Source organism: Methylobacterium sp. Leaf399 (assembly GCF_001424525.1).
Classification (GTDB): domain Bacteria; phylum Pseudomonadota; class Alphaproteobacteria; order Rhizobiales; family Beijerinckiaceae; genus Methylobacterium.
The window spans coordinates 55,817-71,643 of the sequence record NZ_LMQK01000012.1 but is presented as its reverse complement, the minus strand read 5'-3'; the positions used below and the strand labels follow the sequence as shown (position 1 = coordinate 71,643).

The following is a 15,827-nucleotide window of genomic DNA, read 5'->3' as shown; positions in this document are numbered from 1 at the left end:
GACAACGCTTGGCAATCTGAATACCTCTTGAAAAACAGATTTTTTACATGCGCGACATTTCCGAAAAACTGTCGTATGGTTCAGCTCCCGACATTTGAATGCCATGCCGTTCTTGGGTCACGATGCCCTGTGGATGTCGATGAGACGTCGCGCGGTCCGGTCGATCGACCGCCCCTCGGCGGCGCCGGATCCGCCAATGCGCATCTCGCGGCTGGCATGAGGAGACGATCGACATGAGAGCCAGTCCACCGACGTGCACCACATGGACCCCTCGGCATCTGCGGCTGGCCATCGACGCCGCCGGTGTCGCCCTGTGGTCCTGGAACGTCGACGACGACACGTTCACAATGGACGAGTACGGACACACGCTCTGGGACCTCCCGATGAGCGAGCGCGTCAGCTTCGAGGATCTCTCCTCGCGCATCCATCCCGCCGACAAGGACCGGGTGAGGGCGGCGTTCTCCGCGACCCGGGCCATCCTCGGTCCCTACGAGACCGACTTCCGCGTCCTCCATGGCACCGACGTCCGCTGGATCTCCGCCCGGGGCCAGGGCGACGACCACGGCATCGTCGGGGCGATCATGTTCGGCATCTTCCTCGACGCCACCGGACGCAAGCAGGCCGAGGAAGGCCAGGAGCTGCTGGCGGGCGAGATGAGCCATCGCGTCAAGAACCTGCTGGCGATCGCGGCTTCGCTGACAGCGATCACCTCGCGTTCCACCTCCACCACCACCGACATGGCGCGCGAGCTCACCCAGCGCCTCACCGCCCTCGGGCGGGCGCACGACCTCGTCCGTCCGCTGCCCGGCGGCCAGGGAAAGGCCGCCCTTCTCGGCGACCTGCTGTCGATCCTGCTGGCGCCCTACGACGACATGGGCGCCTTCAGCGGACGTATCCGCGTCTCGGTGCCCAGGATGGGAGTGGGGGAGGCGGCGGCGACGACGCTGGCGCTCGTCATCCACGAGCTGGCGACCAACTCGCTCAAGTACGGCGCCCTCTCGGTCGCCACGGGCACCCTCGACATCTCCTGCCCCGTGCAAGAGGACACCGTGGTGATCACCTGGACGGAAAGAGGCGGCCCGCGGGTATCGGCTCCCACGGGGCCCGGCGGCTACGGCAGCAAGCTCCTGAACCGGGCCATGACCCAACAGCTCGATGGCGCGGTGGAACGGACCTGGGACGAGGCCGGCGTGGTGGTCACCTTGCAGATGAACAAGGCCTACCTGGTGGCGTGAGGTCCGGCCTCGGCCGACGCGAGACGTCGAGAGCCGTGGCGGCGGCCGTGAGCGACAGGGATGCGAACGATCCGTGTCCCAACGCGCCGGCGGGCCCGGGCCCCGCCCACGCCCGGCTGTCGGTTCTATGAACGGGGGCGACGCACCGTCGAAGCGTCATGGGTCTTCGGGACGGTCGGACATCGAGCACCGCCGTTCTGCACGGCGGCATCGGTCGTCTGGCCGGTCCGGCGGGGGCGCGGTGACGGCGTTGCCGCCGCTTGAAGGATGATGCGATGACCGCTGACCGGGTCCAATATGACCATGGGAAGGCTCCTTGCCACAGACAATCGGAGCGCGACCGCATGGCTAAGGTAAAGTGACGACACAATTTTTTGTTCCGAATATCTTATGACGAATCCTTATTCCATTTTCTTTTCGTCTTGATTTCGAACTGAACCCGCTCGGTCATTTGTGTTTTTCCGCTGTCAATCTATTTCGTTGCTATCGCTGGTCGCAAATCGAGGGCGTCGGCGCCTGTGAGTAGGATGTGCTCCCGCCTGATCGTCGCGGAGAGACACTCGGCACCCACTGACATGGGCTGTCGCATGCCGTATCCGAACGGGATGATCGCAGCCGCGATAGCCTGCGGGTGGCCCGCGCCGGAGCCCTGCGGCCTCACGTCTCGGCGCCCCCAAGTCGCCGTGAGTTAGGTATCTTCCTGATTGAAGGCAGATATCGGCAAAAGCCGTCGCGTGAATCCGAACAATATTTTGATCTTCGCTCCGCACCGCCAAGGCCAAGCGAAACTTTTCCCGTTCGAAAGGGTTTCCGATTGTCGACAGTCGGGGTCGGCGTGCGCGTCGCACCCGAGTAAAAGCGCCTCGTCGCACGAACGACATCCGCGAATCGCCCGGACGTCGTGGCCACCGTCGGCTCACCAAGGCAATACATGAAACTCCGTCACGGCCTACCGGCCGCCCTCCGCGGCGGCGCGTTCCCAACTACTCGCGCCCTGGCCGAATGCCGGATCGCCGGTGCCACGTCGGAACAGGCGATCCTTCCTACGTCGGTGTCGGCGCGCTCTCCTCGGGCCTGCGGGCGGACCGGATCATCGGAGCCGAGGCTTGCGGTTCGGCCGACAGGATCGCCGGCATGGTCAGGAACGCCGTCTTCGCGCCGACGGGCCGGCGCATCGACGCGGTCATGGACTCGGGCGGCTTCTTCAGCCCGGGCGAGGAGGGCATCGTCGTGCCGATACGGGCGTTGAAGGTGTCGCATGAGCGCGACAGTGTCATCCCGCCGTTCTTCCGCGCCGAGGTGAGGGGGATCCCCCCTATGGCGGACCGGGACTACAAGTGGCCCTCGAACGACGCCTGGCGCGCCCGCAAGGACGCCTTGTTCGGCCGGCCCTCCGGAGCGAGCACCGAGAGATTGTGAGGAAACCGATTTGAGCGACCGCGACGCGTCCATGCCTCCGCACGAGGTCCCGCGGGAGGACCAGCCGATGCACCGGGAAGCCGCGCTCGAAGCCGAGATCGCGCGTCTGAGGCGGGCCCTCGACGAGGCGGTGCAGCGCCTGGCCGAGGAGAGCCCCTCTGCGCGGGCCCAGGACGAGCGCGAGATCGCCGAGGGCCGAGCCGCCCTCGCGCTCGAACGGGAGCGTGCGGCCGAACTCGAACGGGCCCTGGCGGACCTGAAGGCGCGCTCGATGGTGCTCGCGGCCAGCGAGGCCCGGTATCGCCTCGCCGTCGAGAGCGCGAAGGATTACGCGATCTTCACCATCGACCTCACCGGCCGCATCACCGGCTGGAACACGGGGGCGGAAAACCTGCTCGGGTGGGCGGAGGACGAGGCGGTCGGCCGCCCCGTGAACGTCATCTTCACACCCGACGACAACCGGGAAGCCATTGCCGAGGAGGAGATGCGGCTCGCGGTCACCGACGGCCGGGCCGACGACAACCGCTGGCACCTGCGCAAGGACGGCGTGCAGTTCTGGGCCAACGGCCTGATGATGCCGATGCGCGACGACGCGGGCGGCCTGACCGGCTTCTTGAAGATCCTGAGGGATCTCACCGAGGCGCAGCTCGCCAGCGAGCATCAGCAACTCCTCATCCACGAGCTCAATCACCGGGTGAAGAACACCCTCTCCACGGTCCAGGCCTTCACGACCCAGTCGCTGCGCACGGCCGCCTCGCTGCACGACGCCCGGGAGGCGATCACGGCACGGCTCATCGCCCTGGCCAAGGCCCACGACGTCCTCACCGCCGAGAAATGGGAGAGCGCCGAGCTCACCCGGCTCGTCGACGACGCGCTTAACCTCCACAACACCGACCGGCAACGCTGTCGCTGGCAGGGCGACGCCGTCCGGGTGGTGCCCCGCACCGCGCTCGCCCTTTCGATGATGCTGCACGAACTGGCGACGAACGCGACCAAGTACGGGGCCCTGTCGAACGACGTCGGCACCGTGACTGTATCGTGGGCCATCCTCGACCGGGAGAACGGCTCGGAGGAGGCGAGGCCGCGTCTCACTCTGCGATGGCAGGAACGGAAGGGCCCGAGCGTGACGACGCCGACCCGGCGCGGGTTCGGCACGCGGATGATCGAGCGGGGCCTTGCCAGCGAACTCGGAGGCAAGGTGCAGATTGACTACGAGCCGGCAGGGGTCGTGTGCACCATCGACATCCCCCTCGAAGCGGTGTGAGCCGCGAGGTTGGATCGATCGTGTAGACGGCGGCTGAGGAAGGTCCCGACGATGAGTGTTCGCGTTTCCATGATCGATCTCGGGTTCCACCTCGTTCGCGATCGGGCGACCGCCGCGTGGCCGTGCCGGGCGCCGCTGCGCAGCCCGCCAGCCCGGGCCGTCCCGTGAGCGTCATCGTGATCGATTCTTCTCTCCTGGCCGGAAAGGGCGCCGAGCCATGGGCGTCCACCTTTCCGGGGGGCGGGGAGGCGGGCGCACTGATGCGGGCCCACGACTGGAGCGCGTCGGAACTCGGCGAACCGGCGACGTGGCCCCCGCCGCTGATGACCCTGGTCACGGTGCTCCTGGGCTCGCGCCAGCCGATGTTCGTGGCCTGGGGCGAGCACCGCATCCTCCTCTACAACGACGCCTACGCCCCCATGCTGGCGGCGCGCCACCCCACCGCCATGGGACGCCGGTTCTTCGCGGTCTGGCCGGAGGTCAGCGAGTCGGTCGGTGCCCTGATGGACCGGGTCTTCGCGGGCGAACCCGTCCATATGGACGACCTCGAACTCACGCTGCATCGCAACGGCTACCCCGAAGAGACGCATTTCGCCTTCTCCTACACGCCGGTGCCGGGCGAGGGCGGTGTCATCGCGGGTCTGTTCTGCGCCTGCACCGAAACGACGTTCCAGGTCCAGGCCGAGCGGCATGCGGCGGGCGAGCGCAGGCGCCAGCGCCAGCTCCTGCAGCAGATGCCGGGCTTCGTCGCCGTCCTCGCCGGTCCGGACCACGTCTTCGAACACGTCAACGACGCCTATATCGCCCTTTCGGGTCCGCGCGCCTTCGTGGGGCGGAAGGTGCGCGACGTCTTTCCCGAGATCGAGGTACAGGGATTCCTCGTCCTGCTCGACGAGGTCTATCGCACCGGGCTGCCCTTCTCGGCGCAGGCGATGCCGATCCAGCTCGCGGGCGACCCCCACACGCGCTTCATCGACTTCCTCTACCAGCCGATCCGGGACGACCAGGGAACGGTCACCGGCATCTTCGCCGGCGGCTACGACGTCACCGAGCGGGTCAGAGCCGAGGAGGCGCTACGGACCACCGAGCGCCGGCAAGCGTTCATGCTCGCCCTCGGGGACGGCCTGCGCGGGCAGGCGGACCCGCGCGCGGCCATGCAGGCGGCGGTCGACGCCCTCGGTCGCCACATCGGCGCGGATCGGGTCGGCTACGGCCTGATCGAGCCCGACGGCGACACCGTCACCCTCGAAACCGAATATCTCGACGGGGTGGGGCCTCTGGTGGGCACCTATCCCCTGGACGCATTCGGTCCGGGCAACATCGCCAACCTCCGGGCGGGGCGGACGTCGGTGTATACGGACGTCGAGGCCGATCCGGGCACGGCCGGTCTGGGGCTTGGCGACTACGGCATCGCCGCCCTGATCGCGGTGCCCCTGGTGCGGTCGGGCGAGCTGCGCTCGGCGCTCTACGTCAACCAGCGGGTGCGCAGGGCCTGGACGCAGGACGAGGTCGAGCTCGTCGAGGAGGTGGCGGCGCGGGTCTGGGACGCGGTCGAACGGGCCAGGGCCGATGCGGCCAGGCGCGAGAGCGAAGAGCAGTTCCGCGTCTTCGCCCAGGTGATGCCCAACCAGGTCTGGGCCGCGTCCGCAGACGGGCTCCTGTATTGGTTCAACGACCAGGTCTACGCCTATTGCGCGGCCGAGCCGGGCGAACTCGACGGCACGACCTGGACGAACATCGTCCACCCCGACGACATCGAGGCGGCGGGGCTGACCTGGGCCGCCTCCGTCGCCACCGGGGAGGTCTACGAGGCCGAGTTCCGCATCCGCCGGTTCGACGACGCCTATCGCTGGTTCCTCGTGCGCGCCGAGCCGATCCTCGGCGCGTCCGGCGAGGTGCTGCGGTGGGTCGGCACCAATACGGACATCGAGGACCAGAAGCGCATCTCGGCCGAGCTGCGCCATCTCAACGAGACGCTGGAGCAGCGTGTCGAGGAGCGCACGCGCGAACTCGGACTGGCGGAGGATGCCCTGCGCCAGGCCCAGAAGATGGAGGCGGTCGGGCAGCTGACCGGGGGAGTCGCGCACGACTTCAACAATCTCCTGACGGTCATCAAGTCGTCCACCGACCTCCTGAAACGTCCCGACCTGCCCGAGGAACGGCGGCAGCGCTACGTCGGCGCGATCTCCGACACGGTGGCCCGGGCGGCCAAGCTCACCGGGCAGCTCCTCGCCTTCGCCCGGCGCCAGGCCCTCAAGCCGGAGGTGTTCGATGTCGGGCGCAGCGTCACGGGGGTCGCCGACATGGTCGGCACGCTCACCGGTGCGCGTATCCGCATCGTCACCCGGCTGGCCGAGACGGCCTGCTACATCGACGCCGATCCGAGCCAGTTCGATACGGCCATCGTGAACATGGCGGTCAACGCCCGCGACGCCATGGAAGGCGAGGGCGTCCTCACGATCGCGGTGGCGGCGACGTCGCAGGTGCCGGCCATGCGCTCCCATCCCGCGCGGTCCGGGAACTTCGTCGCGGTCTCGATCGCGGACACCGGCGCCGGTATCGCCCCCGAGGACATCGAGCGCATCTTCGAGCCGTTCTTCACCACCAAGGGCGTCGGCCAGGGGACCGGCCTCGGCCTGTCGCAGGTGTTCGGCTTCGCCAAGCAGTCGGGCGGCGAGATCGAGGTTCGGAGCACCCCCGGCCTCGGTACGACCTTCACGCTCTATCTCCCGCAGGTCCCTCCTGGCGGGATCGCCCAGACGACAGCGCCCGACGACGAACCGTCGAGCGACGGCCACGGCATGCGGATCCTCGTGGTCGAGGACAACATGGACGTCGGCACCTTCGCCACCCAGACCCTCGCCGAACTCGGCTATGCCACGGTCTGGGCCACCAACGCCGACGAGGCCCTCGCGGAGCTCTCCGGAAACGCGACGCGCTTCGATGTCGTCTTCACCGACGTCGTGATGCCGGGCATGAACGGCATCGAGCTCGCCCACGAGATCCGCCGCCTCCACGGGGACCTGCCGATCCTGCTCGCGAGCGGCTACAGCCACGTGCTCGCCCGCAACGGGACCGACGGCTTCGATCTCCTCCACAAGCCCTATTCGGTCGAGCAGCTCTCGCGGACCCTGCGCAAGGTCGCCGCGCGTCGCAGGCGCGGCGGCGGGTCGGCCGCCTCGTGAACACATGCGCCCACGGACCGTCGTCTCCCGCACACCGTCGCGGATCGCGATCGCCGCGCTTTGCACGCTCGGGCGCACGATGCTTGGATGGTGGCCTGCCGCCGCGTCCCTGAGGGTCGCGGGCGATGCCCTGTCGCCGGCAGCGCGAGGAGGGAAGCCAAGATGATCGCCAAGAACACGATCTGCCTCTGGTACGACAAGGACGCCGAGATCGCGGCCCGCTTCTACGTCGAGACATTCCCGCAGAGCACCATGGGCGCCGTCCACCGGGCGCCGGCCGACTACCCGTCGGGACAGGCCGGCGACGTGCTGACCGTCGCGTTCACGGTAGCGGGGATCCCCTGCATCGGCCTCAACGGCGGCCCGGCCTTCCGGCACAGCGAGGCCTTCTCCTTCCAGATCGCCACCGACGATCAGGCCGAGACGGATCGCCTGTGGAACGCCATCGTGGACAACGGGGGCCAGGAAAGCGCCTGCGGCTGGTGCAGGGATCGCTGGGGCATCTCGTGGCAGATCACGCCGCGCGTCCTCACCTCCGCGCTGGCGGCCGGCGGCGTGGCGGCGCAACGGGCGTTCTCGGCCATGATGGCCATGCGCAGGATCGACGTCGCGGCGATCGAGGCGGCCATGGAGACCTGACGGCACCTCGGCTGCGCCGCCCGCCCGGGCACGAGGATCCCTTCGCGACCCGAGACGGCCGGGCGGCACGGGTCGGGCCGACATCTGGGACGCTCAGACACGTCGCGCGACGGACGGCCGGTGTCCCCCATGGTAGTCCTGCGCAACCAGACGCGGTGGGGCAGCGTGGCGGACAGTCGAGGCCATCGTCGTGACGAATCGGCGTTCGAAACGCTTGTGGCCTCCGGGCAAAGCCCCCGGCCGGGCAGCCTCGAACGGGAGGGCGCCCGGGTGCATCCCGGGTCGGCGCTCCTGGAGGCCCTCGGCCGGCTGGGGTGCGGCACCGTGATCCTGAATCACCTCGGCGCGGTCCAGGCCATGAATGCGCAGGGCCGGGCCGTGCTGGGGCAGGAAACCGCCCTCGTCGGCGAGGCAGCTGCCGACGATGGCGCGATCGCCGGCGCGGTCAGCGCCCTCCTGGCGCGCGGGGCGCGGCGATTGGGCCTCGGGGTCGACGACTGGACGGTCGTCGCACGCGAAGGCCGCCGGCCGCTCCTTCTGCATGCGGTGCCGATCGCACAGGCGGGGGGCGAGCGCAGCGATACCGCCCTGCTCCTGATCGATCTCGACCGGCCGGTGGCGCCCGACCGTTTCGCGATGGAGCAGGTCTTCGACCTCACTCCCGCCGAAGCGCGTCTCACCATCCTCCTCACGGGCGGCGCGAGCCCGTCCGAGGCTGCCGCGGCGCAGGGCGTGAGCCTTGCCACGGTCCGCAAACAACTTGTGTCGATCTTCGGCAAGACCAGGACGCGCGGTCAGGTCGAGCTCGTTGCATTGGCATCGCGCCTGGCGGGCCTGCCTTGACGATCGTGCAAGCCGCCCCGGATCGAGCGATCGCTGCCTACCTTATAACATGTGTTGGTATTCGACTGAACGTCGACCGCCTCGACTATCGAGATACTGCCGCAGATTGGCCACAGTTAATCAAAGCCGGTGAATGCTCGCTAACGTTTAAGGCGCATCATCCATATGGATGATGCGCCGGCCGCGCCGGCCCACTATGCCACTGTGCGAGAACGCGCCCGTGCGACCGCGAGACGGACAGTCTCTCGCGGTCGTGGTGAGGCGTGCAGATCACCGCGAACAAGAAGGACCGACGACGCCTCCCGATCGGAGGGGGATCGCCGGGGCCGGGGGCCATGTCATGTCGCAGTCCGTCAGCAACACCCAGCCGTCGCTCGTGGTGAAGTCCTACATCACGACCCAAGGGCTCTATCCCACGGCCGGCAGCGGCGGCCCCGGCACGGCCCCACAGAACGACGACGAATACATGGGCGTCATCCGGCTGACCGCCGCGTCCTACGCGCCGGGCGTGGACGTCAGCGGCCAGACCTTGAACATCAGGGGTAACGAGGCGCTCTACTCGATACTCGGAACGCGTTACGGCGGCGATGGCCGGACGACCTTCAAGCTGCCCGACTTCATGGGCGACGTGTCGGTCGGTGTCGGCGGCGGCTTCCTGACCGGCCTCGGACAGCACGGCGGGACCACCGCGACGGCCCTGACCACCGCCAACCTGCCGGCCAACCTCGGCGGACAGGGCCAGACCTTCGACAACCACCAGTCCTCGGAGGCCGCCAACTACTTGATCTCGGTCAATGGATTCTTCGGCACCTATCGGGCCGGGACTCTGATGCAGACGGCATTCGACATCGTACCGGAGGGCTTCCTCCCGGCCGACGGACGCCTGCTGAACAGCGCGGATTATCCACTTCTCTACGCCGCGCTCGGCACGGCCTACGGCGGCGACGGGACCACGTTCCGCCTGCCCGACCTCACGGGACGGGCGGTCATGGGCGACGACGCATCGACGGTGATCGGCCAGCAGGTCGGCTCCGCCACCGTCTCGCTGACGAACGCCAACGCCCCGGCGTCGGCTGGCGGATCCGGCCAGGCCTTCGCCAATGGCCAGCCGGCCCTCGTCATGACCTACCTGATCGCGGTCCAGGGGCTCTACCCGGACCGTGACGGAGGGCGCGGCGCGTACTCGGAGCCTTACATCGGCGAGCTGTTCGCCTATGCGGGCACCGACGTCAGCGACGCGAACCTGCCGGAAGGCTACCTGCGCGCCGAAGGTCAGCTGCTTCCGATCAATCAGTATCAAGCGCTGTATACACTGATCGGAGCAACCTACGGTGGCGACGGAATCAGTGTCTTTCGATTGCCGGACCTGCGCGGCCGGGTCGCCGTGGACGACGGGACTGACCGCCCCCTCGGTCAGACCTTCGGCCAGGCGGGCGAGACCCTCGACGCCAACGAGATCCCGGCGCCGGCCGCTCCGGTGATCACCGGCCCGGCCAACGGCGCGACGACCACCGACGACACGCCCGACATCAGCGGCACGGCGAGTCCCAACAGCATCGTCACCGTCGTCATCGACGGCGCGACCGTGGGCACGACCAGGGCCAACGCCTCGGGCGCGTGGACCTTCACGCCGACCGTCAAGCTCTCGGACGCCGCCCATAGCGTCACGGCGGCGGCCAGCTATGGCGGCGATCAGAGCCCGGCCTCGACCGCCCGGACCTTCGCGGTGGACGTCAACGACGCGCCGGCCCTGACCGGCCCGCAGACGGCGCTCGCCGCCGGCAGCGAGGACACCGCCTACACCGTGACGGCGGCCCAGCTCCTCCAGGGCTGGACCGATGCGGACTTCACCACCCTTGCGGTGACGGGGCTGATCACCTCCAGCGGCTCGGTCACATCCGACGGCAACGGCACCTACACCGTCACGCCGGCGGCGAACGCCAACGGCCCGGTGACGCTGAGCTACCAGGTGAGCGACGGCGTCAACGCGGTCAGCGCCACCCGCACCTTCACGCTGGCCGCCATCAACGACGCCCCTCAGCTCACCGGCCCGCAGGCGACACTGCCGGCCGGTACGGAGGACACCGCCTTCACCGTGACGAGCGCTCAGTTGCTCCAGGGTTTCTCCGATCCCGAGGGCACGACGCTCGTGGTCTCGAGCCTCAGCGTCGACCACGGCACGGTCGTCAGCGACGGCGCGGGCGGCTACACGATCACGCCCGAGGCGAATTACAACGGGCCGCTCACGATCAGCTATTCGGTCGGCGACGGCACCGCCTCGCTCCCCGCGACCCTGAGCACGACGCTCGCGGCGGTGAACGACGCCCCGCGCCTCACCGGCACCCAGGCGACGCTCGTGGTTGGCACGGAAGACACCGCCTTCACGGTGACGAGCGCACACCTGCTCCAGGGCTTTTCGGACCCCGACGGCACGACGCCCGTGGTCTTGAACCTCAGCGTCGACCACGGCACGGTCGTCAGCGACGGCGCGGGCGGCTACACGATCACTCCGACCGCGAACTACAACGGGCCGCTCACGATCAGCTANAGCCTCAGCGTCGACCACGGCACGGTCGTCAGCGACGGCGCGGGCGGCTACACGATCACTCCGACCGCGAACTACAACGGGCCGCTCACGATCAGCTACAGCGTGGGCGACGGCACCGCGTCGACCCCCGCGACCCTGAGCACCGCGATCACGGCGGTGAACGACGCCCCGCGCCTCACCGACACCCAGGCGACGCTGGCGGACGGCACGGAAGACACCGCCTTCACGGTGACGAGCGCACAGCTGCTCCAGGGCTTTTCGGACCCCGACGGCACGACGCTCGTAGTCTCGAGCCTCAGCGTCGACCACGGCACGGTCGTCAGCGACGGCGCGGGCGGCTACACGATCACTCCGACCGCGAACTACAACGGGCCGCTCACGATCAGCTATTCGGTCGGCGACGGCACCGCCTCGATCCCTGCGACCCTGAGCACGACGCTCGCGGCGGTGAACGACGCGCCGCGCCTCACCGGCGCGCAGGCGACGCTGGCGGACGGCACCGAAGACACCACCTTCACGGTGACGAGCGCCCAGCTGCTGCAGGGCTTCACCGACCCCGACGGCACGACGCCCGTTCTCTCGAACCTCAGCGTCGACCACGGCACGGTCGTCAGCGACGGCGCGGGCGGCTACACGATCACTCCGACCGCGAACTACAACGGGCCGATTACGATCAGCTACGACGTCGGCGACGGCGTCTCCTCGGTCGCCGCGACGCGCGATGTGACCATCGACGCCGTCGACGACGCGCCTGTGCTGGCTGAGCCCGGCACCGTCACGCTGTCGGAGAGCGCCGCCCCCGGGACGACGGTCGCGACGCTGTCGGCGACCGACCCGGACGGCGCCGGCGTGCTGACCTATGCGATCCAGGGCGGGAACCAGGCCGGCCTGTTCACCATCGATGCCACCACCGGCGTGATCGCGCTAGCCGCCGGCAGAAGCGTCGACGCGCAGACCACGGCCCGGCACGTGCTCGGCGTGCGGGCCACCGACGGCAGCGGCCTCGTCGACGACCGGAGCCTCACCATCGACGTGCTCGACGTCGACCGGGCGGGGGTCCTGACCCTGACGGGCCTGACCGGCGGCAATGCCCGCGAGGGCACGCCGATCGTCGCGCTGCTGGCGGATGCCGACGAGGCGACGGGGGCGATCACCTACACCTTCACCGACGTGAGCGATCCGCAGGCCCCGAGGGTGCTGTTGACCGGATCGTCGGCGAGCTACACGCCTGACTACACCGCGGCGGGGCAGGCGATTGCGGTGACCGTCTCCTACACCGACGACCAGGGCCACACCGGCCTGGCCTCGGCCTCGGCCGGCGTGGTCGGGAACGTCGACGTCGCGCCGCCGCAGACGCAGCTCGTCTCGGGGCCGGCCGCCGTCACCCGCGCGACGAGTGCCACCTTCACCTTCTCGGGCAGCGACGATATCGCCGTCGATCACTACGAGGTCAGCCTCGACGGCGGCGGCTACGTCAGGACGACGAGCCCCTACACGGTGACCGGGCTGGCCGACGGCGTGCACAGCTTCGCCGTGCGGGCGGTGGATGCGGCCGGCAATGCCGACCTCACGCCCGAGTCCACCCTCTGGACGGTGGATACCCAGGCGCCCACGGTCTCCGGCGTCTCGCTGTCCGGTCCGGGGATCGTCAGGGGCTCCGGCACCCTGACGGTGGGCCAGAGCGTGATCATCTCGGTGGCTCTCTCCGAGCCCGTCACCCTGACCGATGCCGGCGGCCTGCGCCTCCAGCTCAGCGACGGCGGCGTGGCGGCCTACGACGCCGCGGCCTCCGATGCCTCGCACCTGGTCTTCACCCACACCGTCGTCGTCGATGCGGTCAGCGCCGATCTCGCGATCACCGGGCTGACCCTGGGGAGCGCGACGATCCTCGACGCGGCGGGCAACGTCGCCTCGCTCGCGGGCGCGGCCACCAATCCCGCCGGCGCCCTGCGCATCGACGGCTATACCGGCACGGCCGCCGCCGAGACCTTCCACGGCACCCCCGGCGCGGAAACCTTCAAGGGGCAGGGCGGCAACGACACCTATCTCGTCGACAACGTCGGCGACCGGGTGATCGAGGCGACCGGCGGCGGCAGCGACAGCGTGATCGCCAGCGTCAGCTACCGGTTGGCGGCGGGGCAGGAGATCGAGAGCCTCGCCCTGTCCACCTCCACCGGCGGCACGGCGTTGACCCTCACCGGCAACGAGTTCGCCAACATCCTCACCGGCAATGACGGCGACAACACCCTCAACGGCGGTCTGGGTGCCGACACGATGACCGGCGGGGCCGGGTCGGACTTCTACGTGGTCGACGATGCCGGCGATCGCGCCATCGAGTTCGCCGGCCTCGGCACGGATCTCGTCTACGCGACGGTGTCCTACTCGCTCGGCGGGTCGCAGCTCGAGAACCTGACCCTCGCCGGCACCGACAACCTCACCGGCCTCGGCAACTCGCTCGCCAACGTCATCTCCGGCAACGGCGGCGACAACGTCATCAACGGCCTGGGCGGTGCCGACCGGATGAGCGGCGGGGCGGGGTCCGACACCTACTACGTCGACAACCTCGACGACAAAGTCATCGAGGCCACCGGCGCCGTCGGCACCGACCTCGTCTACGCCTCGGTCTCGTATAGCCTCGCGGGTTCGCACCTGGAGAACCTGACCCTGACCGGAGCCGGCAACCTCACCGCCACCGGCAACTCGCTGGCCAACGTCCTCACCGGCAACAGCGGCGCCAACGTCCTCGACGGCCTGGGAGGCGCCGACACCATGTCCGGTGGGGCGGGCTCCGACACCTACTACGTCGACACCGTCGATGACCGCGTCCTCGAGGCGACCGGCGCCGTCGGCACCGACCTCGTCTACGCCTCGGTGTCGTACTCGCTCGCCGGGGCGCACCTTGAGAACCTGACCCTCACCGGGGCCGGCAACCTCACCGCCACCGGCAACTCGCTGGCCAACGTGATCACCGGCACTCGCGGCGCCAACATCCTCGACGGCCAGGGTGGCGACGACATCCTGACCGGCGGTGCCGGTGCCGACACCTTCGTGTTCAAGACCGCGCTCGGTTCGGGCAACGTCGACCACATCACCGACTTCGTGGCCTCGACCGCGGCGGTACACGATACGGTGCAATTGGCCCGCAGCGTCTTTGCGACCCTGGCCGCGGGCCAGCTCACCGAGGCCGCGTTCAAGGACTCGGGCAACGTCGACCACATCACCGACTTCGTGGCCTCGACCGCGGCGGTACACGATACGGTGCAATTGGCCCGCAGCGTCTTTGCGACCCTGGCCGCGGGCCAGCTCACCGARGCCGCGTTCAAGGACCTCGGCGTGAGCGCCGCCGACGCCAGCGACCGCATCCTCTACGACAAGGGCACGGGCGGGCTGTTCTACGATGCCGACGGCAGCGGCTCGGCTGCCACGGCGGTGCAGTTCGCGGTGATCGACACCAAGGTCACGCTCAGCCACCACGACTTCTTCGTCGTGTGAGCGGCTCGACCCCGCTTGCGGATGGACCCCTCTACGACAAGGGCACGGGCGGGCTGTTCTACGATGCCGACGGCAGCGGCTCGGCTGCCACGGCGGTGCAGTTCGCGGTGATCGACACCAAGGTCACGCTCAGCCACCACGACTTCTTCGTCGTGTGAGCGGCTCGACCCCGCTTGCGGATGGACCCCGCCGGCTGTCGGCGCCGGCCTCGATCGGCGCCGACAGGCCGGGGCAAACACGGCCTCGGTCGCCGCATTCGGGGTATTGATCGGGACCGACGAAAAACCCGGTGCGGTTCGGTGTCGTATCGGTCGGCCTCACCGCCGCTCCGGCCGACCGGTCGCCGCCGACAGGGCCGTCATGAGGTCGCCCTCGAACAGCAGGGCCGAGCCGTAGTGGAACTCCAGGTCGAAGGGCCGGCGCGAATTCATCGACAGCGAGGCGCTCTGCATCGCGATCAGGTGCCCGCCCTCGTCGAACAATCCAGAGCCGGAACCGCCGAATCCGTCGTTGCAGTCGTGGCGGACCCGGCGCGCGCCGGCCTCGCTCGGCGGGTCGACCTGTCGGATGAAGCAGGTCTCGAGACTGCTCGGCCCGCGGTAGTTGCCGTGGCCGCCGGGCGACACCATGACGATCGCCATCGTCGTCGGTCCCGTGGCGAGGCCTGAGACCCGCGGCATCGGTTGCGGGCGCACTCCCTCGGCGGGCTGGGTCAGGCGCAGGATCGCCCAATCGTCGGTGATGTGCAGCCCGGCGGCGTTCGTGGGCGCCCCCAGTTGCAGGCTCGCTGGCACGAAGTCGTAGTTGCGCCCGCCGATCTGGAAGAAGCAATCCGCGACCTCGCGGGTGGTCTCCATCCGCCGGTTGCGAAAGTTGTGAGCGTTCAGGACGACCACGGACGGGTCGCCGATGAGCCATGCGGCGGACGCCTTGCGGGGGATGCCGTCCGGGCCGTGGCAGTACAGCACCCCGGCACCCGGATAGCGGTCGACGTCGGCACCGGTCATGTCCCTGCGGCGGTCGACCGGATAGAGGGCCGCGACCCGAGCCGGGGAGGCGGGCGCCACGGGAACGGCGAGGCAGGCCATGAACAGTCCGGCGGCGGCCGAACGGGCCGAGCGCCGAACGGATATACCGGGCGCGGGCGGAAGTCCGGACCGGTGCGGTCGCCAGATCCCTCGCGTCATCCCGCTCCTGCCTCC

At 69.3% G+C, this 15,827-nt stretch carries 9 protein-coding genes and 1 pseudogene; 9 read left to right on the top strand and 1 reads right to left on the bottom strand.

The window, feature by feature from the left end; all coding sequences use genetic code 11:
- Positions 1–233 precede the first annotated feature (233 nt).
- The 9 genes and pseudogenes from ASG40_RS08500 (at position 234) to ASG40_RS21135 (ending at position 14,783) form a co-directional block, all read left to right on the top strand.
- Positions 234–1,235, top strand: coding sequence for a sensor histidine kinase (locus tag ASG40_RS08500; protein WP_055883601.1), 1,002 nt, complete (start codon positions 234–236; stop codon positions 1,233–1,235).
- Between the two features lie 1,134 nt (positions 1,236–2,369).
- Entirely contained in the window at positions 2,370–2,654 is a 285-nt protein-coding gene (locus ASG40_RS08495) for a hypothetical protein (protein WP_156387628.1), read from the top strand.
- 67 nt (positions 2,655–2,721) lie between these two features.
- Positions 2,722–3,918 carry a sensor histidine kinase gene (locus ASG40_RS08490; RefSeq protein ID WP_055884635.1) on the top strand — a complete coding sequence of 399 codons (1,197 nt, stop codon included), beginning with the start codon at positions 2,722–2,724 and terminating at the stop codon, positions 3,916–3,918.
- A 176-nt stretch (positions 3,919–4,094) separates the two neighbouring features.
- The gene (locus ASG40_RS22460; protein ID WP_156387627.1) at positions 4,095–7,103 is read left to right on the top strand and encodes a PAS domain-containing protein; all 3,009 of its coding nucleotides are present in this window, start codon (positions 4,095–4,097) and stop codon (positions 7,101–7,103) included.
- Between the two features lie 162 nt (positions 7,104–7,265).
- The gene (locus ASG40_RS08480) at positions 7,266–7,742 is read left to right on the top strand and encodes a VOC family protein (RefSeq protein WP_055883595.1); all 477 of its coding nucleotides are present in this window, start codon (positions 7,266–7,268) and stop codon (positions 7,740–7,742) included.
- Positions 7,743–7,871: 129 nt separating this feature from the next.
- Entirely contained in the window at positions 7,872–8,585 is a 714-nt protein-coding gene (locus ASG40_RS08475; protein WP_156387626.1) for a helix-turn-helix transcriptional regulator, read from the top strand.
- Between the two features lie 169 nt (positions 8,586–8,754).
- Positions 8,755–11,132: pseudogene (locus ASG40_RS22535) on the top strand (cadherin-like domain-containing protein); the annotation flags it as partial.
- 1 nt (position 11,133) lies between these two features.
- Positions 11,134–14,625, top strand: a 3,492-nt coding sequence (locus ASG40_RS21885; RefSeq protein ID WP_210168791.1) for a cadherin-like domain-containing protein, incomplete at its 5' end; no start/stop codon positions are given.
- The gene (locus tag ASG40_RS21135) at positions 14,622–14,783 is read left to right on the top strand and encodes a hypothetical protein (RefSeq protein WP_156387625.1); all 162 of its coding nucleotides are present in this window, start codon (positions 14,622–14,624) and stop codon (positions 14,781–14,783) included. The genes ASG40_RS21885 and ASG40_RS21135, both read left to right, overlap by 4 nt.
- A gap of 159 nt (positions 14,784–14,942) precedes the next feature.
- On the opposite strand, the gene ASG40_RS08465 is transcribed toward ASG40_RS21135, so the two are convergent.
- A complete protein-coding gene (locus ASG40_RS08465) occupies positions 14,943–15,713 on the bottom strand; it encodes a trypsin-like peptidase domain-containing protein (protein ID WP_055883583.1) in 771 nt (256 codons plus the stop codon).
- Positions 15,714–15,827 lie beyond the last annotated feature (114 nt).